We start from the raw sequence: 24,523 nt of genomic DNA, 5'->3' as shown, positions 1-24,523 counted from the left end.
TCAAATGAAAATCCTCTCTCGTTTATCCCATAAAAGCCCGATTGGTTCAACTAATTAAAGTTTCACTTTATGCTGCGACTTTTTTATGCGTATGATGTTTACGATAACGTCCACGCATTGCGTATGCAATTTGCGGGATTGCAATCCCAATTAATATAAGTGATACACCGAACCATTGTGAAGATAGTACAGCCTCTTTTAAAACGAATACGGACATAATTGTTGTAACTGGTAGTTCCGCTGCACCAAGAATAGTCGCTAAGCCAGAACCGATTTTTGGAATCCCGATTGTAAAGGCAATAGATGGAATGACGATACTAAATGTTCCTAATCCTAAACCGTATTTCCAAAGACCTTGAGAAATGGCACCATTAAAAATAAATGTTGGTGGGAATACAATCATGACTAAAGTTAAAGCACCAGTCATTAAGAGAACACCGCGCGGTAATGAAGGTACTTCAACAGCAACTTTTCCGCTCACGAAAATGTATGTTGCGAATGTAACAGCAGATAATAAACCTAAAATGATTCCAGTCGTATCGAAAGCACCTGCTGATTGTTCTAGTAAACCACTTGATAAAAATGTCCCTACAAGTAAGAAAATAACAGAAATAACTTTTTCTCTTGAAGGTAATGTTTTTGTTGCGACTGCTTCAATGATAATTCCGACCCAAACGAATTGGAATAAAAGAATAATTGCAATAGAAGCTGGTACAGTTTTTAATGAGGCATAATAAAAAATTCCGGTAAAACTTGCAGATGTTCCTGCAACGAATAAAAGTAATGCTTGCTTTAAAGGAACGCGATGTCTAGAAAATAGAAGTGTAATAGCAAGCAGAATAATCCAACCGAACAAATATTGGCTGCCAATTACCTCTCCAAGTGAAAATCCTTCTGCATATGCAAGCTTAACAAAAATAGCTAAAATTCCATAACTACACGCTCCTAATAAAACTAAAAGAGAATAACGAAGCATGAAAAATTCCTCCCATCTATATGAAGTTGTTCCGTATCGAAAATATATAACTAGAGGGAAGTATACAAAATTAGAAATAAAGGGTCAAATGAAAGAAAAGTATGACATTTTATAGAATAATAATAAAAGTATGATATTTATGCATAATCTTGAAATTATTAATAGTAGAAGTATTATAAAATCAACTTTGCATTGTATAGAGACAGCATTTGAAAAAAATATTTTTTAAACAAATATGTAAATAGGCGTACTAGTAGCGTGCTAATTATTTGAGAAACTATGTTACCTTTGTTATGTTAATAACAATTAAAGGAGTTTCATAATGCATTTGAGTTTTTTCTATATAATAGAAGGAAATGAAAACGTTTTATTAGAAACTGTGAGGAAATATGTTTTTTCTTATTGCCACGTTGTAAAAGTGATTTCACGAATTGTTCATAGTATTTTTATGTGTTTTTGTTACAATATTTAGGGAGAGGAGTGGAATGATGCAAGATATTAGTATTTTTTTAGCGTTTGGCGCCGGGTTCTTATCATTTATTTCCCCATGTTGCTTACCGCTTTATCCGGCATTTTTATCGTACATAACAGGTATGTCGGTTTCTGAATTGAAAGAAGAAAATGCAATGCTTCGCAAAAGAAGTATGATACATACAGCGTTTTTCTTACTTGGATTTTCAATTATATTTATTGCAATTGGATTTGGTACAAGTTTTATTGGAGGAATCTTTACTGACTATAAAGATTTAATCAGACAGTTAGGTGGTATCTTTATCATCGTGTTCGGTTTAATTATTGTCGGGGTGTTTAAGCCGAAATTTTTAATGCAAGACCGTAAATTTACATTTAAAAATCGTCCAAGTGGCTATTTTGGATCAGTACTAATTGGATTAGCCTTTGCAGCAGGGTGGACGCCATGTACCGGACCAATTCTAGTGTCCGTAATTGGATTAGCAGCAACAAACCCAGAATCAGCAATGATTTACATGATTGCTTACATACTTGGATTTGCTATCCCGTTTTTCGTACTGTCATTTTTTATTACGAAAATGTCTTGGATTAAAAGAAATAGTATGGCCTTCATGAAAGTCGGAGGATACATTATGATTGTTATGGGTGTCTTCCTATACTTTAACTGGATGACGAAAATTATCGTATATTTCTCAAGTTTATTTGGTGGTTTTACCGGTTTTTAGTATTATTCTGCGAAAATGTTGGAAATACTAACGGAAAAGCATATAATGAAAGTATATTTTGCATATAGCCACAAAAAAGGATGAGAAAATATGAACATAGTTGTTTTATCCAGTATCGTTGCTGTTTGTATGGCTGTCGGTGCGATGTTTATTCGTTTAAAAGCAGCTAAGAAACCTGCAACATTGAAAAAAATTATACTTCCGCCATTTTTTATGAGTACGGGCGCATTGATGTATGTTTTTCCTGAATTTCGATTAACTCCAGCAGAAATGTTAGAAGCAATTGGTGTCGGTTTGATTTTCTCTATTTTTCTTATTAAAACATCTAAGTTTGAAATTAGAGGACAAGAGATTTATTTGAAGCGTTCAAAAGCCTTTGTTTTTATATTAATTGGATTACTTGTCGTGCGGATTGTATTTAAAACATACTTAAGCCAATCTCTTGATTTAGGACAACTTAGTGGCATGTTCTTCTTACTTGCGTTTGCGATGATTGTGTCATGGAGAATTGCAATGTATCGTTCCTTTACGAAATTACAGAAGGAAATGGAAAAAGAAGATGGTTTTTATAATGAAAAAGATATGAAGCTAACTTAAAAACTGTATATGTACTAAATAAAAAGACAGCGTTAAAGGCGCTGTCTTTTTTATCGAAAATAATATGGAGTTACTTTGCGAGTAAAGATTGATAGTTAGAATAATCAATCTTTTTTTCTTGTAGTTTTTTAATTAAAAATTTATGATCACGCTTTGGTGTGGCAATGATATATCCTTTAATAATTAAGTCTTGTGTAATTCGAGAGGCATTTTCTTGTAATGCAAGTTCCCCGATTTTTCCAGCGATCTTTGATTTTGCAACATCGCGAAATAGTTCTGGAACAGGGCTTACAAGCTCTTCTAACAATTGTTTTTGTTCGTCAGCCCATAAATGTCTCGTTTTATTTATGTAGTGTTCTTCCCAATCCAAAATGGACATGCCGTCTTCTTTTGGTAATCGTTTTAAAAATTTTCTGAACATAAAGTATCCACCGATAGACATAAGCCCTAATAAAATAACCGTCCATAATACAATGAACCAACTGAACCATCCTTCGAGCAAGCATATCCCCCCTTAATGATAGCGGTTTTCTTTTATTCATATTATATACAGTGAGATTCATAGAAAGCAAGAACGCTTGGTCATTTTGACCAAGCGTTATAGTTTAAACGAAGTATAGTTGTTCAACACATAAATTATTATTATCGTCTTCAACATACTCAATAATAAGTGTGCCAACTTTACGATCTTTATCTTCAGTTGTGAAAATAGAGTAAGAAGTAAAACGTGTTTTTGATAGGCCGCTTATATGTGTAGGTAAAGAAATGTAGTCGTTATCGCGGAAGAATTCCATCAGTTCAATATCCTCAAATTCTTTTCGGTCAACTTGTTTGTTTGTATAGCGGCGTTGAAGTTGTTTTAAAGACTCATTCCAAGAAATTGCTTTTGTGTCGTATACCATTGTTCTATCTCCTTACTGTATGTAATCATTAAGAACATACGTTCTAATCTAGTATACTCTTTTTATTCGAAAAGGGAAAGCAAAAAATAATGTAAGCTTGGATTTCCAAGCTTACATTATTGATGCGTCCGTCATAATCTCTATTTTTTATTATAAGTTAGATAGGAATAAGAAACAAGATGATATATATAATGTTGAGAGTTTTAAAAATTCTGTATATTATAGGTGTACTAAAGTGTAAGGGAATGAGAGGTATGGTATACGTAATTTCACTGCAAGGGCCGATGGCTAGCGGAAAAACAACATTGGCTAAAAGGTTAGAGAGATGTGGGCTTTCGGTTATATATGAAAATCCTTATCCAATTGTAGAAAAGCGAAAGCGATTAAATTTGGATATGAATTCAAAAGAAGGGTTTATCATAAATCAAAAAATGTTTATTGAAGCAAAAATTAAGGAGTTTCAAAATGTGAAAGATTCAGTCGTAATTTTTGATCGCGGACCAGAAGATATTGAGTTTTTTACACTCTTTTATCCAACGATTATAGGGGAAGAGTGGGATATAGAAGCTGAATTGAAAGATGAATTATATGAATTAAGAGAATGCCGTTCGGATGCGATTTTTTACTTAGATGTTACGAAGAAGAATGTATATGATAGAAAAAATAATGATAGAACAAGAAACAGAAGTACGTTTGAGGAGCAATTTAAATTAGTAGAAACTGAAAAAGACTGGTATAAACAATTTCCTGTAACTTATGTGGACACGAATAGATTAACAGTGGACGATTTAGAGGTATATTTTATGGACTGGTTAAAGGAGAGAGAGCTATGAAAAAAATACTTTTACTTGTATACCCAACATTTGCAGAGTTTGAAATAACAGTAGCAACGGCATTGCTGAAGAATAAATTTGAAATCATTACAGCGGGCTTAACAAAAGAATTGATTATAAGTGAAACAGGTTTGCAAGTGCAACCACATATAGAATTAAGGGAAGTGCATGTAGAAGAATATGAGGGAATTATTATTCCAGGCGGGGATGCGATACATATGAAGGATGCAGAAGGACTCTTTTCAGTCATTCGCCAATTTCACGAACAAGAAAAATTAGTAGCTGCTATTTGCGCTGGACCGTATGCGCTAGCAAAAGCAGGCTTATTCAAAGAAATCTCGTATACAGTGACCATAGATTATCAAAAACTTGATTGTTTTCCAGTAGAAAATTTTGTGTATAAAGAAGTTGTGCAACACTCAAATATTATTACAGCACAAGGACATGCATTTGTACCATTCGGAATAGCGATTGCCTCTTACTTTGGGATAGCGAACGAACATAATACAAATTTTTATGGCGGTAAGGGTAATGTGATGATGGAGAAACTTTTATCTGAAAATGTATAAAAGCTAGCGAATGCTAGCTTTTTTCTTTTTTACACCGATAAATAACTAAAGTTTTCGGATCGCGCCATATACCGTTATGAAGTGATAATTCATTTTCTACTTCTTCTTTTAGCCATACCTTCATTTCCGCGTGAAGAAGTGTATTATCAGGTATATTTAGCGACGGAAACATGCTAGAAATATAGTTTACTATTGGGGTAGAATGATGAAAAACGAGCGCATTATGAATAACTGTTTCTTCAACCGTTGGAAAAACGGATTGTAATATCTCTTTACCATTTTCTAAACAAAATGGAGTGACTGATGATGTTGTTTTCGGTAAATCAAATGCGTCTAACATGCGGTTACACATTTCAACTATACGAGGTAATGTAACACTAGAATTTGTTGTAGCTAAAAGTGAGCCGCCGGGACGAATTACTTTATGGAATCCTTGAATTGTTTTTTCAACATCTTTCATGTGATATAACATATGTCTTGCGATTATTAGGTCATAATAATTTGTTTTGAAAGGGAGTTTACTAGCATCCCCTCGTTTCCATTCTATTAAGTTATTCGTCTTAGCAGCTTCAGCAAGCATAGCTTCGGATTGATCCAACCCGGTTAATAGGCCTTTATGACCATTTGTTTGTAAAAGGGAAAGGAATTTTCCGCTAGCGCACCCAACCTCTAATATGCTTTCTTCCCCTTGAAGTTGTAAATGTTCAATAACGATTTCATCTAAATTCACTTGTTTTTCTTCGTAATGTTTATGCGTATCGATACGTGTTTGTAAATTGTTACTGACGCTATATTGCCTTTTTACATCATTCATTTTTTCATATTCCACTTTCGTACAAAATTGTTGGATCGCATGTGTTAATACATCCGTTTTCTTTAAACCTTCGTAATGGAGTGCAGCTTCAAACCTTGCAAGTAATTTTTCTTCAATTCGAAAATGAATATCTTTTCGCTTCGTCATTGAAATCTCGCCCCTTTGCATCTGTTAGTGAGACTATAGCATGCTTGGAAAAATTGTGTAAATAATTTGTGTACACAAATGGAGGGGATGAAAAAAATGTTTGAATGTGAGTTTAAACTATTGACGATTTAACCGTTTTCATATATTCTTAAATTAAGTAATATTCAAATAATTCAAAAGAAATGAGAGAGTCACATGCTTCTTCAAGGAACACATCGAATTGGTCGTATGGCCATGCTGTTGGCACTTGCGGATGAAAATGAAAGTCCTGTATTATCCATTCCGAAAGGTTGGAAGTATTGTACGGGGAAAGTGGGTTCGATGAATTCGCAAAAGGTTGTCGCAGCAATGGAAACAGCGGCTAAGAGCAACCAAGTTATTGAAACAGATGTTTACAGAGAAACACATGCACTTTATCATGCAATTATGGAAGCTTTGTACGGAGTGACGAGAGGTCAAATTCAGTTAGCAGACGTTCTTCGTACAGTAGGACTTCGGTTTGCGATTGTGCGCGGTACACCATACGACGGAAAAAAAGAAGGCGAATGGGTTGCTGTTGCATTATATGGAACGATTGGTGCACCTGTAAAAGGATCTGAGCATGAGGCGATTGGTTTAGGAATTAATCACATATGATTTGCCCATAGTCTATTAGTTAGAAGGGGGCCTTACTTTTTTAGGACAGAAGTCTGTCTTAAAAAGATAAGGTCCCCTTTTGCCTTTTTAAGGAGGAAAAATGATGATTACGTTAACAGGACATACATTGACAGTTGAAGAAATGAAGAGGTTATTACTTGAAGGAGAAGGTGTAACAGCTTGTCCAACTAGTATGCAAAAGGTAGCAGAATGCCGCGAAGTAGTTGAGAAAATCGTAGAAGACGGAAAAGTCGTTTACGGTATTACAACTGGATTTGGAAAGTTTAGTGATGTGCTAATTCAAAAAGAAGATGTGAAGGCACTTCAGCATAATTTAATTCAGTCACATGCATGTGGGATAGGCGATCCATTCCCAGAAGAAGTATCACGCGGTATGTTAATTTTACGAGCGAACACGATGCTTAAAGGAGTATCTGGTGTTAGACCGCTCGTTGTAAATATGCTTCTTGAGTTTGTAAACCGTAAGATTCACCCAGTCGTTCCGCAACAAGGTTCACTTGGTGCGAGTGGAGATTTGGCACCTTTATCTCATCTTGCGCTCGTATTATTAGGCGAAGGTGAAGTGTTCTATAAGGGGAAACGCGTTCATGCAATGGTTGCTCTTACAGAAGAAGGGCTTGAGCCAATTGAACTTGAAGCGAAAGAAGGTCTTGCATTAATTAATGGTACGCAGGCGATGACAGCGCAAGGAGTTCTTTCTTATATAGAAGCAGAAGCAACGGCGTATCAAGCTGAACTAATTGCTTCGATGACAATTGAAGGGTTACAAGGCATTATTGATGCATTTGATGAAAATGTTCATAAAGCACGTGGTTATAAAGAGCAAGTGGATGTAGCAAGCAGAATTCGTGACATTCTTCATGATAGTAAGTTAACAACAAAACAAGGAGAACTACGTGTACAGGATGCCTATTCACTTCGTTGTATCCCGCAAGTACACGGTGCTTCTTGGCAAGTTTTGAATTATGTGAAAGAAAAATTAGAAATTGAAATGAATGCCGCAACAGATAATCCGCTAATCTTTGATGGCGGGGAAAAAGTAATTTCAGGTGGTAATTTCCATGGTCAACCGATTGCGTTTGCGATGGACTTCTTAAAAGTAGGAATGGCGGAACTTGCAAATATTTCGGAGCGCCGTATTGAGCGTTTAGTAAATCCGCAATTAAATGATTTACCACCATTTTTAAGTCCAGAACCAGGACTGCAGTCAGGTGCAATGATTATGCAGTATGCTGCAGCGTCACTTGTTTCTGAAAATAAAACGTTAGCACATCCGGCGAGTGTAGATTCAATTCCGTCTTCTGCTAACCAAGAAGATCATGTAAGTATGGGAACAATCGCTTCACGCCATGCTCATCAGATCATTCAAAATGCAAGACGTGTTCTTTCAATTGAGATGATTTGTGCAATGCAAGCAGCAGAATATCGTGGTATTGAAAATATGAGTACAGTGACGAAGAGCTTCTACCATCAAGGTCGTCAGCAAGTGCCATCTATTAAAAATGACCGTATATTCTCAACGGATATTGAAAATATTGCGCATTGGTTAAAAACGAATTATTCAATAAAAGAAAGATTAGATGTAAACGCAGCACTATAAAATGAGAAAAGGGAGAGATTGAAATGGAAAAAGTACAACAAACAATTCGCGCGCCAAGAGGTACAGAGTTACAAACGAAAGGTTGGGTGCAAGAAGCAGCACTTCGAATGTTAATGAACAATTTAGATCCTGAGGTAGCTGAAAAACCAGAAGAATTAGTTGTATATGGTGGAATTGGCCGTGCAGCTCGTAACTGGGAAAGCTACAATGCAATCGTAGATTCATTAAAAACGTTAGAAAGCGATGAAACGTTACTTGTTCAATCAGGAAAACCAGTTGCCATTTTTAAATCACATGAAGACGCGCCGCGTGTTCTGTTAGCGAATTCAAACTTAGTACCAAAATGGGCGAATTGGGATCACTTCCGAGAACTAGAGAAAAAAGGACTTATGATGTACGGACAAATGACAGCTGGTAGCTGGATTTACATTGGAACACAAGGGATTCTACAAGGAACATATGAAACATTTGGTGAAGCAGCTCGTCAACATTTCGATGGTTCATTAAAAGGTACATTAACACTTACTGCTGGCTTAGGTGGTATGGGTGGTGCACAACCTCTTGCTGTAACGATGAATGGCGGTGTTGTCATTGCTATTGATGTAGATAAGCGTAGTATCGATCGTCGTATTGAAAAGAGATATTGTGATAAGTATACAGAATCATTAGAAGAAGCATTGGCTATTGCAAACGAGTATAAAGAGAAGAAAGAGCCTATTTCAATTGGATTATTAGGCAATGCAGCAGAAATTTTACCTGAGTTAGTAGATCGTAATATTATCCCTGACTTAGTTACGGATCAAACATCTGCTCATGACCCATTAAACGGTTATATTCCAGTAGGTTATACGTTAGAAGAGGCAGCGAAACTTCGTGAAGAAGACCCAGAACGTTACGTACAATTATCAAAAGAAAGCATGACAAAACATGTAGAAGCAATGCTTGCAATGCAAGAAAAAGGCGCAATTACATTTGATTATGGAAATAACATTCGTCAAGTTGCTTTCGATGAAGGCTTGAAAAATGCATTCGATTTCCCAGGATTCGTTCCAGCGTTTATTCGTCCATTATTCTGTGAAGGAAAAGGACCGTTCCGCTGGGTAGCACTTTCTGGTGATCCAGAAGATATTTATAAAACAGACGAAGTAATTTTACGCGAATTCGCTGACAATGAGCATTTATGTAACTGGATTCGTATGGCACGTCAACAAGTGGAGTTTCAAGGGCTTCCATCACGTATTTGTTGGTTAGGTTACGGTGAGCGTGCGAAGTTTGGCCGCATCATTAATGAAATGGTGGCAAATGGTGAATTATCAGCACCAATCGTAATCGGTCGTGACCATTTAGATTGCGGATCAGTAGCATCTCCAAACCGTGAAACAGAAGCGATGAAAGACGGTAGTGATGCAGTAGCAGACTGGCCAATTTTAAATGCATTAATTAACAGTGTAAACGGTGCAAGCTGGGTGTCTGTTCACCACGGTGGCGGCGTTGGTATGGGTTATTCACTTCACGCTGGAATGGTTATCGTTGCAGATGGAACAGAAGCAGCAGCAAAACGTATTGAGCGCGTATTAACTTCTGACCCTGGTATGGGTGTTGTTCGTCACGTGGATGCTGGATATGACTTAGCTGTGGAAACTGCGAAAGAAAAAGGCGTTAACATTCCAATGATGAAATAAGGAGGAGAAAACATGCTGGACACTTTACTAATAAATATTGGTCAATTACTAACAATGGATCAAGAAGATGGCTTGTTAAGACGGGAAGCGATGAACACGCTTCCTGTTATCGAAAACGGTGCGGTTGGAATTGAAAACGATGTAATTACTTTCGTTGGAACAGTGGAAGAAGCGAAAGGACTTCAGGCGAAAGAAGTTATTGATTGCGGCGGGAAAATGGTTTCTCCTGGTCTTGTCGACCCGCATACTCATCTTGTATTTGGTGGATCTCGCGAAAATGAAATCGCACTAAAATTACAAGGAGTTCCGTACTTAGAAATTTTAGAACAAGGCGGAGGCATTCTTTCGACTGTAAATGCAACGAAACAAGCATCGAAAGAAGAACTTGTTCAAAAAGCGAAATTCCATTTAGACCGTATGTTATCTTTCGGAGTTACAACTGTAGAAGCGAAGAGTGGTTACGGATTAGATGATGAGACGGAATGGAAACAATTAGAGGCAACTGCACAATTACAAAAAGAGCATCCGATCGATTTAGTTTCCACATTTTTAGGTGCTCATGCAGTTCCGAAAGAATATAAAGGTAGATCGAAAGAATTTTTACAATGGATGTTAGACCTACTACCAGAAATGAAAGAGAAGCAATTAGCGGAATTCGTTGATATTTTCTGTGAAACAGGTGTGTTCTCTGTCGAAGAGTCAAAAGAGTTTTTATTAAAAGCGAAAGAGCTTGGCTTTGATGTGAAAATTCATGCAGATGAAATCGACCCTCTTGGTGGTGCGGAAGCAGCGGCAGAAATCGGTGCAGCATCAGCAGACCATTTAGTTGGCGCTTCTGATAAAGGAATTGAAATGCTTGCAAACTCTAATACAGTAGCCACTTTATTACCAGGAACAACTTTCTATTTAAATAAAGAAAGTTTTGCTCGCGGTCGTAAAATGATTGATGAAGGTGTTGCAGTTGCGTTAGCTACAGACTTTAACCCAGGTAGCTGTCCAACTGAAAATATTCAGCTTATTATGAGCATTGCGATGCTAAAACTGAAAATGACACCAGAAGAAGTTTGGAATGCTGTAACGGTTAACTCATCATATGCCATTAACCGTGGTGATGTAGCTGGGAAAATTAGAGTTGGTCGTAAGGCAGATTTAGTTTTATGGGATGCTTACAATTATGCTTACGTACCGTATCATTACGGCGTAAGTCATGTGAATACAGTATGGAAGAATGGTAATATTGCATATACAAGAGGTGAACAATCGTGGAGCACGGCCACTATTTAAAGAAAAATGCAAAGTTTATTGATCGTGAAGTGACAAAATGGAGTGAGATGATTAAAGATTGGGAGGAAGGCGTAGAAATATTCGGTGCTGCTTTAATTGGAGCACCCCTTTCTAAACCATCTATTAGTCATTCAGGAGCAAGTTTTGCTCCAAAAACAATTCGAGCGATGTTAGATGCATACAGCACATATGCAATTACAGAAGAACACGATATGAAAGAAAGTGTCTTATATGATTGCGGCGATATTACGATGCATGTGACGGATATAAAAGAAAGTCATAACCGAATTGCGAAAACAGTTGGTCATGTAACGAAAGTAAATCCGAACATGATACCAATCGTTCTTGGTGGTGACCACTCGATTAGTTTTCCGAGTATAACAGGCTTTGCAAACAGTAAAGGAAAGGTCGGGATTATTCAATTTGATGCTCATCATGATTTACGTAATTTAGATGATGGAGGCCCGTCAAATGGTACACCATTCCGTAGTTTACTAGAAAATGATGTCATTACAGGGAAACAACTTGTTCAAATTGGAATTCGTAATTTTGCTAACGCACGTACGTACCATGAATATGCAATAGAGCATGGCGTAACAGTGTATACAATGAAAGACGTACGAGAGCGAGAAATAAAAGATATTATCACGGAAAGTATTGAAGTGTTAAGAAAACAAGGTGTGACTTCTATTTATATTTCTCTTGATATGGATGTACTAGACCAAGCGTTTGCACCAGGTTGTCCAGCAATTGGGCCAGGTGGAATGGATAGTACGACTTTACTAGATGCGATTGAATTCCTTGGTAAAGAACCGCTCGTTCAAGGGATGGATATAGTAGAGATTGATCCAACTCTTGATTTCAGGGATATGACGAGTAGAGTAGCAGCGCAAGTGATTATGAGTTTTCTTTTAGCGAGGGAAATAGTTAGTAAGCAGGTTAGTATATAGACGGAAAAGTAGATCTTTATCTATGCCTTATCAAAAACACATTACTACTCAAATGTAGTAATGTGTTTTTATGTTAAAAGAGAATGAATGTGGGTGCAACCGTTAATAAAATTGCGGGTTTTTATAGTGTGTTATGTAAATTTAATTTCTTGCTTTTGAAGTATTGACGCGTAAAATAATTTTATGATAAAATAAAAATTTTGCTAAAAAACTAAAAGTGTGTTAAGCTTGAGAAGGTTACCATATATGGAGGTGGATTATTTGTTTCAAATTGGCGATAACATTGTTTATCCAATGCAGGGAGCAGGTATAATTAAAGCCATAGAAGAGAAGGAAGTCTCAGGAGAAAAACAACAGTATTATGTTATAAAAATGTCGGCTAGTAATATGGAACTAATGATTCCAGCAGGGAGAATATTGAATTCGAATATACGACCAGTGACGGATATAACCGCATTAGCACACATAATGGATATTTTTCAACATGGGGAATCAGATAGATTACTTACGTGGAAACAAAGGTATAAATTGAACACTGATAAAATAAAGACGGGTAAAATGCAAGAAGGTGCTGAAGTTGTGCGCGATTTAATGCGTATACAGAAAGAAAAAGCACTTAATGCAAGCGAAAAGAAGATGTTAGATAACGCATATGAATTTTTGATTAGTGAACTGGGATTAATTGAAGGTATCACAGAAAATCAGATAAAAAGCTTTTGTTAAGGTTCATTACAAATAATGTATTATATCCCAAAAAAGATCTTGAATTTTTTGGGAACATAATTATAGAAAATTTATCATTTCAAAGACATTCAACTCTTTCAAACCACTTTTAGAGCATTACCTCTATTGTTATTACTACAATCAAATCCATTTTTATTTTTTAATTTCATTTATGAATGTTCGAAGTTTAATTGAATACTTCGATAAAATAGTTACTTGATTTTTGCAATCCTGATTCACACTGGCACGGACGAGGAGCCGTAAGGATGAAAGAGAGGTAGGGCTTTCATTGTTTTAGGTATATAAGTTATTATTTTTAGAAGAATACTGAACCATATTCACTTCTATTGATAAGGTATTTTTTATATTAAAGAGATAAACGAATTGACAGCCATATATGGTCAACAAAAAAGGTTTCCTTCTAAGGAAACCTTTTTTAATATTATTTATAGTATTTTATTTTTTTGATATTCGAATTTTTTATTGTAAAGTCGTAAAAATTGACGTTACTATCTAAAAGTAAGTATGATGCGATTATAGTAAGATTTTTTAGGGGGAAGAAAAATGACAAGTTCAAGTAATAAAGCAGCGAGTATTTATGAAGGAACAAATGTAAATGCTGGGGGATTTTTTGAAAACGTTGAAGAAACAAAGTTGTTTGATCCAATTCAAATTGGAGCTTGGTCTCTTCGTAATCGTATAGCGATGGCACCGATGACAAGATGCTTTGCAGATAATGAAACTGGAGTAGTTGGTGCGGATGTAGTGGAGTACTACAGAAAACGTGCTGCGGATGGAATTGGACTAATTATTACAGAAGGAATTGTCATTAGTCCGAGAGCAAAAGGAAACCCAGGAGTACCAGGTATTTATACACAAGAACAAATCGATTCTTGGAAACCTGTTACAGAGGCAGTACATAAAGAAGGCGGGACGATTATTGCTCAAATATGGCATGTTGGGCGTATGAGTCATCATGAAATAATTGGTGGTCAAATGCCACAAGCACCGTCGGCTATCGCTGCAGAGGGAAATGTTCCACGCTTTCGTAAACCGTTTGATACGCCAGAAGCAATGACGTTAGAAGAAATACAAGAAGTGATCGGTCAATACGCACAAGCTGCGAAAAATGCGATCGAAGCTGGATTTGATGGAGTAGAAATTCACGGTGCACACGGATATTTAATCGATCAATTTACGTATGAGTTTGCGAATAAGCGAACAGATAAATATGGCGGTAATTTAAAACAAAGGTTAACGTTTATGAAAGAAGTAACGGCGGCTGTAATAGAAGCTGTTGGAGCTAATAAAACACTTCTTCGTTTCTCTGCTTTCAAAGGTGATAATCCTACTTATATGTGGGAAAACCCTGAGTTTGCAATTGAAACGTTCATAAATATGTTTACAGAGGTTGGATTAACGATGATCCATCCTTCAACGATGAATTATACCCAAGAGATTGCTGACGGAAAGAATTTTCATCAACTAGTAAGAAAATATTGGGATGGTACGATTGTTGGGGTTGGTAATTTAAATCCGAAAGAGGCCGAAGAAGCGTTGCAAGAAGGAACGATTGATGTAGCGGCATTCGGAAGACCGTTAATTGCTAATCCAGACTTTGTTCATCGAATTAAACACGCTGAAAGTTTAGTTGAATATGACGCGAAAGAGCATCTTGCTACGTTAGTATGAATAAAGATAAAAGGAGAACACATCTAGTGTTCTCCTTTTATTATGGAATTTCATAGGGGGAAGCGGGATGAGTGAAACGCTACTCGTTATTATTAGTATATTACTATTTTTAATGTTGCTTTTAATCGTCTTTTTTATCATTACATTTTTTATAAAAAAACGAACACATCATTCTATTTTAAAATTACATCCGTACTTAGGAAGAATGCGCTACTTACTGGAAAAAATAGGGCCTGAATTTCGACAATATTGGTTTGATCATGATACGGATGGAAAGCCTTTCTCACGTTATGATTTTCAAAGTGTTATGTTTTTAGCGAAATATCGCTCTGAAATACTTGGTTTTGGATCAAAACGAGATTTTGAAGCTTCTGGATATTATATTGCTAATACATTATTTCCGATATTAACGGAGGAATTAAGTGTGAATCTCACGCAAGAGCGAGAGGGTAAAAAGTACGTGATTCATAAAGAAGGGTTATTTTCAAGAAGAGAAAAATTGACAGCAGATACAACGAATCTTTGGCTGTACGAAGAAGATGATGCAATTATAGTCGGTGAGAACCGTAAATATCCGTGGAAGCTACATGGCATGTTTGGTGCATCTGCGACTTCTTATGGTGCGATTGGAGAAAATTATATTTTAGCGAGTGGTCTTGGAGCAAAAATGGCAGGCGGATCGTGGATTAATACGGGTGAAGGTGGCGTTATTCCAGAACATTTACATACAGGAGCGAATATCGTTGCGCAAATTGGTCCAGGGTTATTTGGATACCGTGATGAAGACGGTAATTTTTCAATGGGAAAATTCATGGAGAAAGTGAAAGAAAGTAATATTAGAGCATTCGAATTGAAATTTGGGCAAGGTGCTAAAATACGTGGTGGTCATTTAGAGGGGCAAAAAGTAAATGAGAAAATTGCGTTTGTTCGCAACGTCCGAAAGGGAGAGACGATTAATTCACCGAATCGATTTCCATTTTTAAAGAATGCAGCGGATACACTTTATTTTATTCAACAGTTGCAAGAAAGCGGCGGTAAACCAGTTGGAATGAAAATTGTAATTGGTCAGCAGAAGCCTTTGGAAGATTTAATAAAAACAATGAAAGAACTAAACATTTATCCAGATTTTATTACAATAGACGGTTCAGAAGGCGGATCAGGGGCAACGTATAAATCGATGGCAGATTGTATGGGACTGCCGCTTATTCCAGCATTACTTACATTTATCGATACAGCAAACCATTATGGTGTCCGTAACAAGTTTAAAGTATTTGCATCGGGTAAATTAATCACACCAGATAAAGTGGCGATTGCTTTAGCGATTGGGGCGGATGCTGTAAGTTCAGCCCGCGGATTTATGATGGCAAGCGGCTGTATTATGGCCCTTCAATGTAATTCTGGCCAATGTCCATCTGGTGTAGCCACGACGAATCCGCATTATCAAAAAGCGTTAGATCCGTATGAGAAGAAGTGGCGAGTCATGAATTATATTATTAGTATGAGATATAGTTTATTTTCATTAGCAGCGGCAGCGGGAGTGAAGAGCCCGCGCCATTTAACTAGAGAGCATATTGTGTTTAAAGACGAGGTGGGGAGAGTAGTTCCTCTTTCGGAATTGTTTCCTATAGTAAATCAAACCTAAAAGTATATTTGATATGTAAGATTTTTTAAAGGAATAATCATATTTTTGGAAAAATTAGGAGTATAATAGGGAAGTATTTTTAAAAATGACTATTTTTAGGGAGAGATTCACTTGCAGTAAGGTTCTTACAGTATTACAATTTTTTTACTCGTCATAGGGCTCGTTATATTTAGACGCATGCGCTCTATGAATCGACCAATTAATAATAAAGGAAGACGACTACTATTTCCATTATTTTTCTTATTACCAGGTTTTTCTTTATATGCTGCACCGATACAACTTGCTGATTGGCAAATTGGTATAGCTGCTGGGATCGGACTGTTATTGTCAATTCCACTTATTATTTTAAGTGGGTATGAAGTCAGAGAAGATGGTCAAATTTATGCAAAAAAAAGTATCGCTTTTATTGCTACATTTTTAGTTATCGTTCTTTTACGTGCTTATTTTAGAAGACATTTACAAGGTTTAGATCCAAAGTCAATCGGCATTCTTTTCTATACTCTTGCGGTTTGTTATATAGTACCTTGGCGTATTGGATGCTATATGAAATTTCGTAAAGTATACGTAGAGAAAGCGAAAATTGAGACGTCAATAAGCTAAAAGTCATACATTTGTATGGCTTTTTCTTTTAAAATTTATCGGGTAAACGAATAAAAATAAGGTGTGAAAAACACTGTTTAATTTTCTGAATATTATTACTTTAATTTCTTAAAAAATCATTGTAATCCACTGGGATAAAGGCGTTTATAAAGGTTTTCACATGTAATGAAAAGTGCTCGTTCACTTGAAAGAACAAAAAATGTTTGTTAAGGTAGGGAACCATAAGCGAAAACAAGAAAATAGAAAAAGTCATTTTTCGAAATTTTGAATGGCTTATGGAATAAGGGAGAGATTTCGTGAAGATTGAAATTATGGTTTCGCTTGCTATTTATATGGCAGGTATGTTGTATATCGGATATTGGTCTTATAAGAAGACATCCGATTTATCAGATTATATGTTAGGTGGAAGGGGACTCGGTCCAGCAGTTACAGCTTTATCAGCTGGTGCTTCTGACATGAGTGGTTGGATGCTAATGGGATTACCTGGTGCGATGTATGCAACAGGATTATCAAGTGTATGGATTGCGATAGGTTTATTAATAGGTGCTTATGCAAACTATTTAATCATTGCCCCACGTTTACGAACGTATACAGAAGTGGCAAATGATTCAATTACGATTCCAGACTTTTTAGAGAATCGGTTTAAAGATCGTACGAAAATAATTCGTTTTGTCTCCGCTATCGTCATTTTAGTATTTTTCACATTCTATGCGTCGGCTGGTTTAGTTTCAGGTGGACGTTTGTTTGAAAATTCTTTCAACCTAGATTATAAAATTGGTTTATTTGTAACAGTGGGTGTCGTTGTTGCGTATACACTATTCGGTGGCTTTCTAGCCGTAAGCTGGACGGACTTTGTACAAGGTTGTATTATGTTTATTGCGCTTGTACTAGTGCCAATTGTTGCTTTTACGGATGTCGGTGGTGTAACAGAAACATTTAATACGATTAAACAAGTCGATGCATCGCATTTAGATATGTTTAAAGGGACCACAATACTTGGCATTATTTCATTTTTAGCATGGGGACTTGGGTATTTTGGTCAACCGCATATTATTGTCCGTTTTATGGCAATCACCTCTATTAAAGATTTAAAGACTTCTCGTAGAATCGGTGTCGGTTGGATGACAATTTCAATTATAGGTGCAATGCTTACTGGTCTAATTGGTATCGCTTATTATGCTAAAAATAATGCGACATTACAAGACCCAGAAATGGTCTTTGTAACATTCTCCAATATTTTATTCCATCCGTACATTACAGGATTTTTATTATCAGCTATTTTGGCTTCGATTATGAGTAGTATTTCCTCACAATTACTTGTTATTTCAAGTGCAGTAACGGAAGACTTCTATAAAACATTTTTCCGTCGTAATGCAAGTGACAAAGAACTTGTATTTATCGGTAGATTGTCAGTATTAGTAGTAGCTATGATCGCAGTTGTTTTAGCGTATCATCCAAGTGATACAATTTTAACACTTGTAGGTTATGCTTGGGCTGGATTTGGTTCAGCGTTCGGACCAGTCATTTTATTAAGTTTATATTGGAAAAGGACGAATAAATGGGGCGTTCTTGCAGGTATGATTGTTGGTGCAGTAGTTGTTATAGCATGGGTACAAATTCCAAGTTTAAAAGCAATTATGTATGAAATGGTACCTGGATTCTTCTGTAGTTTATTAACTGTTATCGTTGTAAGTTTATTAACGAAAGAACCCGTTAAGGCAGTTCATCGTGAATTTAATGAGATGGAAGCAATATTGGAAGAAGAAACGAAATGATTAGCGAAGAGAGTAAACGAAACTGGCGTTTACTCTCTTTTTATTTAAAATGAAAATAAGGAACTTATTGACAACTAAAAGTAAGTAACTTATAATAAATTTGAGTTCAAGTTAATTTGTACTTTGAATAAAGCTTTCAAATGGAGTAAATATTTTTCGAAAATTATCTCGAATTTGAGATGAATTGACAAGCTGGAAGTTAATGTGTAATTTTGTAATCGATATCTCGAATTCGAGATAAAATTATAATGACGGATTTTACTTTGTAGCATGGACAAAATGAATAATGAATTTAAATGTAAAAGAATTTTTATAATGAAATAAAAAAGGAGTGGAAGAAATGGAAAAGAAAACAATGGGAATCCATCACATTACAGCGATTGTAGGGCATCCACAAGAAAATGTAGACTTTTATGCTGGTGTATTAGGGTTACGTTTAGTGAAACAAACAGTGAATTTTGATGATCCAGGTACGTACCATCTTTATTTTGGAAATGAAGGAGGAAAACCTGGAACAATTATTACGTTTTTCCCATGGGCAGGTGCTCGTCAAGGTATTATTGGGGATGGTCAAGTAGGAATTACGTCTTACGTTGTACCAAAAGGTGCAATGGAGTTTTGGGAAAATAGATTAGAAAAATTCGATGTTTCGTATACGAAAATGACTCGTTTTGGAGAGCAGTATTTAGAATTTGATGATCCGCATGGTTTGCATATAGAATTAGTTGAAAGAGAAGCAGGCGAATTAAATAATTGGAGTTTTGGAGAAGTTACACCAGAAGTAGCAATTAAAGGGTTTGGAGGTGCTGTTCTTTTATCTGCACAGCCTCAAAAAACAGCTGAATTGTTAGAACATATTATGGGTCTTGAGAAAATTGGAGAAGAGGGTGAATTTGTTCGATTCCGTTCTTCTGCTGATATTGGAAATATTATTGATTTGAAATTATCAACAATCGGTCGTGGCCAAATGGGCGTTGGTACAGTTCATCATATAGCTTGGAGAGCGATTGACGATGCTGATCAGCTAGACTGGAAAGAGCATGTGTCGCGTTTTGGATATCACGTAACTCCTGTACAAGATCGAAATTATTTTAACGCGATTTATTTTAGAGAACATGGTGAAATCTTATTTGAAATTGCAACAGATCCTCCTGGTTTCGCTCATGATGAATCGTTAGAGACGATGGGTGAGGAATTAAAGTTACCGGAACAATATGAACAACATAGAAAACAGATTGAACAAACGCTTTTACCATTTGAAGTGAGAAATTTAGATTAAAGTGATTGAAGGGGGAACAGGATTATGATGAAACATGTTTTTCAAAAAGGAAAAGATACGTCAAAACCAGTGTTGTTATTACTTCATGGCACAGGTGGTAATGAATTAGATTTACTACCACTTGCAGAAATAATTGATCCGGAAGCGTCGGTATTAAGCGTTAGGGGAAATGTGTTAGAGAATGGGATGCCGCGTTTCTTCCGCCGATTAGCAGAGGGCATTTTTGATGAAGAGGATTTAATTTTCCGTACGAAGGAATTAAATGAATTTTTAGATGAAGCGGCTAAAGAATATAAATTCGATAGAAATAACATTGTAGCTATCGGTTATTCGAATGGGGCAAATATCGCAGCAAGCTTATTATTCCATTACGAAAATGCATTAAAAGGTGCTGTGCTTCATCACCCAATGGTACCTAGAAGAGGAATGCAATTAGCAAATTTAGCAGGGAAATCTGTGTTTATTGCTGCTGGGACAAATGACCCAATTTGTTCATCAGCAGAGTCAGAGGAATTGAAGGTACTATTAGAAAATGCAAATGCGAATGTAACAATGCATTGGGAAAATCGAGGGCATCAATTAACGATGGGTGAAGTAGAAAAAGCAAAAGAGTGGTATGACAAAGCATTTTAAAAAAAGAAGCATCTGCTAACGATTAGCAGATGCTTCTTTTTTATTTAAGACTGGATTGCAAGATGAGATGAAGAAAGTGGTAGCTCAATATCAACAATCGTACCTTTATTTAATTCGCTTGAAATGTGTAATCTACCATGATGTTCTTCAATTATTTTGTAACACATCATTAATCCTAGTCCTGTGCCTTTTTCTTTTAAACTATAAAAAGGTTCGCCTAGACGGGAGATACGATCTTCAGGAATGCCACAACCTTCATCGATAATTCGTATTAAGATGAAATTATCCTCTAATGGTTTTGTTTGGATGAAAATATTTCCGCCATTTGGCATTGCTTCTATCGCATTTTTTAATATGTTTATAAACACTTGTTTTAATTGGTTACCGTCACATTGAATATCATATACGTAATCAAAATGATCCATGATGATATGAACGCTATGCATAATTGCAGTCGGTAAAATAAATGTAACTACCTCTTCAATTAAAGTTTGTATGTTACAAGTTTGGATAGATAATACTTGTGGCTTAGACATCGCCATAAATTGACTCGTGATGGATTCCATTTGTGAAATCTCACTTAACATAACATCGATATACCATTTCTGCTCTTCACTTATTTCAGGGAGGAGCAACGTTAGAAAACCTTTTAGAGAAGTGAGTGGATTTCGAATTTCATGGGCAATTCCAGCTGTCAGTTGTCCGACTACTGCGAGCTTCTCTGATTTTCGTAGTAACTTTTCAGTTTCTTTTAGCTCAGTAACATCTCGCCCCATCACGATAAGACCTTTGCGAGAACCATCAGGATGATAAAGCGGAACTTTTGATATACTTAAGATTAGATCGAAATCATCTCTATGTATAATAAATTCCTCGCCATGAAGAATTTGTCTTTGTTGCCATGCTAGTTCATCGATTTCTTCACAATGTAAAAAAGCTTCTCGGTATGCTTCATTATATTGAATGAGTTCGCTATCTTTTTTCCCGTGGTAAGGTACATGATGGAAATTGAAGCAAGAAAGTGCGTAATCATTTGCCTCAAGCCAGCGCCCTTCATGATCTTTAAATATAACAAACGCAGGCATGGAGTTTACTAATGTACGTAATCTCTTCTCACTTTCTTTTAGCATATTCTCAATTCTTTCTGATTTTTCAAGCGGCTTCATAATAGCGTATACGCCAGTAAGACGATTTTGAACAAAAATAGGAACTAGTTTTGTCACAACATCTAATAAGAATCCATTTTTATGATAAATAGATAAGATATACTCTTGTTGATTATCCGCTTCAGTATTCTTTATATTTTGTAATACTTGCTCAGAAATATGGGCTTCTAAAATAGAGGTAATATTTTTCTGTTCTAATTCTAAAGAAGTGTAACCTAATATTCTTTCGGCAGAAGGATTTATATGTAGAATAACTCCTTCTAAATTTAATGAAATAATACTATCAGGATTGTGTTCGAACAGAGATGCGTACATTTCTGTTAATGAACGATCTTGTATATGGTTTCGCAAACGTCTAGAAATGTTCGGATGACGTTTTTTTTGAGTTGGTGAATATTTTTTACGACTCATAATAGTTCCTCCGTACAAATAGCATCTAAAAAGATTTGTCTATTCATAACTATAATATAGATGTAATGTGTATTTCTATAAAAAATGGAAGTTATAGAATAAATTTTGTTTTTTTTATTTTTTGCAAGGTGAATGCAGGATGGTAATAAGGGGAGCTTATATTGTTTTATAAACCTTTTGTAAGTTACAGACGGCTGTTTTCCGTATAACATTAGGGTAGAGGAGGGGGAGAGAAAATGAAAAATTATATTCAAGGGATTGATCACGTGCAAGTAGCTGCACCTGTAGGGTGTGAAGAAGAGGCGCGTGATTTTTATGGGAATACGATTGGTATGGAAGAAATTCCAAAGCCAGAAGAGTTGAAAAAACGAGGTGGATGTTGGTTTAAATGCGGAAATCAAGAAATCCATATTGGTGTCGAGCGGAACTTTACACCAGCTAAAAAGGCTCATCCAGCTTTTTATGTGAATGAAATTAATGAATTTAAGCAAACACTTATAGAGCAAGGTGTTAAAGTGATTGATGATTATGCACGGCCAGATGTAATTCGATTTTACGTGTCAGATCCATTTGGAAACCGAATTGAATTTATGCAAAATAAAGACTAGGTGGATTCCCACCTAGTCTTTAACTTCTTCTGAAAAGTCCTAACACTTCTACAGTTTCTGTAATATTAACGAAAGCATTCGGGTCGATTTCAGAAATTGTTAGTTTCATACTTGCTAATTCTTCACGAGAAACGACGGTCATAAGTACACGCTTTTTCTCGCTTGAATAAGCACCTTCGCCATCAAGTAACGTTATTCCACGTACAACAGTTGAAAGAAGTTGTTTTTTCATTTTTTCTGCTTCATTTGTTACAATCATAAGTGTAACTTTACGATGTTTTGTATGAACAGCATCAATTACTTTACCAGTTACATAAATTGAAAGTAAGCTTGTAAGTGCAACATCCCAGGTGAAGAAGAATCCTGCGATTATTACAACGACTGCATTTAAAATAATAAGGAATCCGCCAAGTTTAATGTCTCGCTTGCGGGATAAAAGCATACCGATAATATCAAATCCACCAGTGGATCCATTACAGTTAAAAACAAGACCAATACCAGCTCCGGCGATTACACCTCCGAAGATAGAAGATAACAATGGATCTGTTGCTACGACTTTTACTGGAACGTAGTATAATGCAACAGATAATACAACTACAGAGACAACTGTGTTAAAAATTACTTTTTTTCCAAGACCTATGTACCCTAAAATAAGGATAGGTAAGTTTAATACAAAGTTAATAATGCCTGTGTTTACAGGGGTTACAATCCCTAAAATAATAGCAATTCCGCCAATTCCACTACTTAAAATTTTGTGGGGGATAAGGAAAAGATTAAAGGCAACCGCAATAATAATAGAACCGATAATAACACCAAGGAATCTGACCATTTCTTTCCCGTCCTTCACTGAAAAATTCATATTATTTCAAGATTATATATGATATTGAAAGTTTTGGGTAAAAACAGTTTATTTAGGTAAATTAGATTAATCAAAAGAATTTGAGTATTTTATCATTTGAAAGGGGATACAGTTGTGAAGATAAAAACATATCAACAGAAAAGCCCGTTGAAGCAAGAATGTGAGGATTCTTATTTTTGTAATAAAGAAAAAAAGATTTATGGTGTATGTGACGGTGCAACACCACTTGTCCCGTTTCGTGATGAAAAGGGACATAATGGAGCATACATCGCTTCGTATTTATTTGCAAGTTATTTTACTGCATTACGAGAGAATCATAGTTTACAATTTGCAGTTGCCAAAGCAAATGAAGCATTGCAAAGCAAAATGTTAGAATATGAAGTAGACACGAGAAAAAAAGAGCATTTGTGGTGCACATGTATCGCAGCAGTCCAAATAGTTGGTGAGAAAATTGAATATGCGCAGCTTGGGGACTGTATGATTGTCGCAACTTTTCAAAATGGAACGATGCAAGTATTAACGAAAGACACAGTTGAAGGAATTAGTAAAAGAGCAAAAAAGAAGAGGGAAGAAGATCGTAAAAAAGGGTTATCTGTACCAGAAGAATATGTTTTTCAAGATGTTCGAGAACAGTTAAAATACAATCGTTATCTTGCAAATATGCCAAATGGTTATTCAGTTGCAAATGGAATGAAAGAAGCGATACATTATTTACAACATGGTGAATTACATACAGATGAAGTGAGTGGGATTTTTATTTGTTCAGACGGGTTATTTCACCCAGATTGGTCATTAGAACAAACTGTTGCATATATAAGAAAGAATAGTATAAACGAATATATAGCAATTATTGAAGAGCTAGAAGCGGAAAAGAGAATAAGGCCAGATGATAAAACGATTATTATGATTGATTTTTAAGAGGAGGCAG

Annotated in this window: 25 protein-coding genes; 19 read left to right on the top strand and 6 right to left on the bottom strand. The window is 35.9% G+C overall.

Annotated features, from left to right (window positions below; genetic code table 11):
- Positions 1-67: 67 nt before the first annotated feature.
- Complete coding sequence (locus IBT51_RS10125) at positions 68-976, bottom strand: EamA family transporter (RefSeq protein ID WP_000947043.1); 909 nt, start codon at positions 974-976, stop codon at positions 68-70.
- 322 nt (positions 977-1,298) lie between these two features.
- On the opposite strand from IBT51_RS10125, the gene IBT51_RS27305 reads away from it, so the two are divergent.
- The 3 genes from IBT51_RS27305 (at position 1,299) to IBT51_RS10115 (ending at position 2,769) form a co-directional block, all read left to right on the top strand.
- Positions 1,299-1,448: a hypothetical protein gene (locus tag IBT51_RS27305; RefSeq protein ID WP_002152557.1), complete on the top strand. Its 150-nt coding sequence runs from the start codon at positions 1,299-1,301 to the stop codon at positions 1,446-1,448.
- A gap of 16 nt (positions 1,449-1,464) precedes the next feature.
- Positions 1,465-2,172, top strand: a complete 708-nt coding sequence (ccdA, locus tag IBT51_RS10120) for a cytochrome c-type biogenesis protein CcdA (protein WP_001152676.1) — start codon at positions 1,465-1,467, stop codon at positions 2,170-2,172.
- 90 nt (positions 2,173-2,262) lie between these two features.
- Positions 2,263-2,769, top strand: coding sequence for a CcdC family protein (locus IBT51_RS10115; protein WP_001028640.1), 507 nt, complete (start codon positions 2,263-2,265; stop codon positions 2,767-2,769).
- Positions 2,770-2,839: 70 nt separating this feature from the next.
- Here the strand turns inward: IBT51_RS10115 and IBT51_RS10110 are convergent, their stop codons facing one another.
- Positions 2,840-3,271, bottom strand: coding sequence for a DUF2621 domain-containing protein (locus IBT51_RS10110; RefSeq protein ID WP_000889378.1), 432 nt, complete (start codon positions 3,269-3,271; stop codon positions 2,840-2,842).
- Between the two features lie 103 nt (positions 3,272-3,374).
- Complete coding sequence (locus IBT51_RS10105) at positions 3,375-3,671, bottom strand: hypothetical protein (protein WP_000262400.1); 297 nt, start codon at positions 3,669-3,671, stop codon at positions 3,375-3,377.
- A 245-nt stretch (positions 3,672-3,916) separates the two neighbouring features.
- Between IBT51_RS10105 and IBT51_RS10100 the strand changes: the two genes are divergently transcribed.
- Entirely contained in the window at positions 3,917-4,504 is a 588-nt protein-coding gene (locus tag IBT51_RS10100; protein WP_003271178.1) for an AAA family ATPase, read from the top strand.
- Positions 4,501-5,073, top strand: a complete 573-nt coding sequence (locus IBT51_RS10095) for a DJ-1/PfpI family protein (RefSeq protein WP_000722338.1) — start codon at positions 4,501-4,503, stop codon at positions 5,071-5,073. The genes IBT51_RS10100 and IBT51_RS10095 overlap by 4 nt, the downstream gene beginning before the upstream one ends.
- 13 nt (positions 5,074-5,086) lie before the next feature.
- Here IBT51_RS10095 and IBT51_RS10090 read toward each other — a convergent pair whose 3' ends face one another.
- Positions 5,087-6,034 (bottom strand): class I SAM-dependent methyltransferase, encoded by a 948-nt coding sequence (locus IBT51_RS10090; RefSeq protein ID WP_000166750.1) that lies wholly within the window; start codon positions 6,032-6,034, stop codon positions 5,087-5,089.
- 195 nt (positions 6,035-6,229) lie between these two features.
- Here IBT51_RS10090 and hutP point away from each other — a divergent pair, with 195 nt between their 5' ends.
- The 12 genes from hutP to IBT51_RS10030 all read left to right on the top strand — a co-directional run bounded on the left by hutP (position 6,230) and on the right by IBT51_RS10030 (position 20,551).
- A complete protein-coding gene (hutP, locus tag IBT51_RS10085; protein ID WP_000926516.1) occupies positions 6,230-6,670 on the top strand; it encodes a hut operon transcriptional regulator HutP in 441 nt (146 codons plus the stop codon).
- Positions 6,671-6,773: 103 nt separating this feature from the next.
- Complete coding sequence (hutH, locus tag IBT51_RS10080; protein WP_069356088.1) at positions 6,774-8,291, top strand: histidine ammonia-lyase; 1,518 nt, start codon at positions 6,774-6,776, stop codon at positions 8,289-8,291.
- A 23-nt stretch (positions 8,292-8,314) separates the two neighbouring features.
- Positions 8,315-9,973, top strand: a complete 1,659-nt coding sequence (gene hutU / locus IBT51_RS10075; RefSeq protein ID WP_000416936.1) for a urocanate hydratase — start codon at positions 8,315-8,317, stop codon at positions 9,971-9,973.
- 12 nt (positions 9,974-9,985) lie between these two features.
- Positions 9,986-11,257 carry an imidazolonepropionase gene (gene hutI / locus IBT51_RS10070; RefSeq protein WP_000887518.1) on the top strand — a complete coding sequence of 424 codons (1,272 nt, stop codon included), beginning with the start codon at positions 9,986-9,988 and terminating at the stop codon, positions 11,255-11,257.
- A complete protein-coding gene (gene hutG / locus IBT51_RS10065) occupies positions 11,236-12,207 on the top strand; it encodes a formimidoylglutamase (RefSeq protein WP_000399836.1) in 972 nt (323 codons plus the stop codon). The genes hutI and hutG overlap by 22 nt, the downstream gene beginning before the upstream one ends.
- Positions 12,208-12,468: 261 nt before the next feature.
- Entirely contained in the window at positions 12,469-12,930 is a 462-nt protein-coding gene (locus IBT51_RS10060; protein WP_014482101.1) for a CarD family transcriptional regulator, read from the top strand.
- Positions 12,931-13,494: 564 nt separating this feature from the next.
- On the top strand, positions 13,495-14,622 hold the full coding sequence (locus IBT51_RS10055; RefSeq protein ID WP_000204578.1) for an alkene reductase: 1,128 nt from the start codon (positions 13,495-13,497) through the stop codon (positions 14,620-14,622).
- A 67-nt stretch (positions 14,623-14,689) separates the two neighbouring features.
- A complete protein-coding gene (locus tag IBT51_RS10050) occupies positions 14,690-16,264 on the top strand; it encodes an FMN-binding glutamate synthase family protein (protein ID WP_069356087.1) in 1,575 nt (524 codons plus the stop codon).
- A gap of 132 nt (positions 16,265-16,396) precedes the next feature.
- Positions 16,397-16,864, top strand: a complete 468-nt coding sequence (locus IBT51_RS10045) for a CcdC protein domain-containing protein (protein WP_200458230.1) — start codon at positions 16,397-16,399, stop codon at positions 16,862-16,864.
- A gap of 296 nt (positions 16,865-17,160) precedes the next feature.
- Positions 17,161-18,639: a sodium/proline symporter PutP gene (gene putP / locus IBT51_RS10040; protein ID WP_069356085.1), complete on the top strand. Its 1,479-nt coding sequence runs from the start codon at positions 17,161-17,163 to the stop codon at positions 18,637-18,639.
- A 340-nt stretch (positions 18,640-18,979) separates the two neighbouring features.
- A complete protein-coding gene (locus IBT51_RS10035; protein WP_000412727.1) occupies positions 18,980-19,918 on the top strand; it encodes a ring-cleaving dioxygenase in 939 nt (312 codons plus the stop codon).
- 24 nt (positions 19,919-19,942) lie between these two features.
- On the top strand, positions 19,943-20,551 hold the full coding sequence (locus tag IBT51_RS10030; protein ID WP_000975455.1) for an alpha/beta hydrolase: 609 nt from the start codon (positions 19,943-19,945) through the stop codon (positions 20,549-20,551).
- Positions 20,552-20,595: 44 nt separating this feature from the next.
- On the opposite strand, the gene IBT51_RS10025 is transcribed toward IBT51_RS10030, so the two are convergent.
- A complete protein-coding gene (locus tag IBT51_RS10025; protein ID WP_000087652.1) occupies positions 20,596-22,128 on the bottom strand; it encodes a BA3702 family sensor histidine kinase in 1,533 nt (510 codons plus the stop codon).
- Positions 22,129-22,364: 236 nt separating this feature from the next.
- Between IBT51_RS10025 and IBT51_RS10020 the strand changes: the two genes are divergently transcribed.
- Positions 22,365-22,736 (top strand): VOC family protein, encoded by a 372-nt coding sequence (locus tag IBT51_RS10020; RefSeq protein ID WP_000800772.1) that lies wholly within the window; start codon positions 22,365-22,367, stop codon positions 22,734-22,736.
- A gap of 19 nt (positions 22,737-22,755) precedes the next feature.
- On the opposite strand, the gene IBT51_RS10015 is transcribed toward IBT51_RS10020, so the two are convergent.
- Positions 22,756-23,565 (bottom strand): YitT family protein, encoded by an 810-nt coding sequence (locus IBT51_RS10015; RefSeq protein ID WP_000251344.1) that lies wholly within the window; start codon positions 23,563-23,565, stop codon positions 22,756-22,758.
- Between the two features lie 126 nt (positions 23,566-23,691).
- Here IBT51_RS10015 and IBT51_RS10010 point away from each other — a divergent pair, with 126 nt between their 5' ends.
- Complete coding sequence (locus tag IBT51_RS10010) at positions 23,692-24,513, top strand: protein phosphatase 2C domain-containing protein (RefSeq protein WP_003271186.1); 822 nt, start codon at positions 23,692-23,694, stop codon at positions 24,511-24,513.
- Positions 24,514-24,523: the final 10 nt, after the last annotated feature.

The organism is Bacillus sp. S71 (assembly GCF_016625265.1).
In the GTDB taxonomy this organism is placed as follows: Bacteria; Bacillota; Bacilli; order Bacillales; family Bacillaceae_G; genus Bacillus_A; species Bacillus_A cereus.
This window is presented reverse-complemented; position numbering and strand designations above follow the sequence as displayed.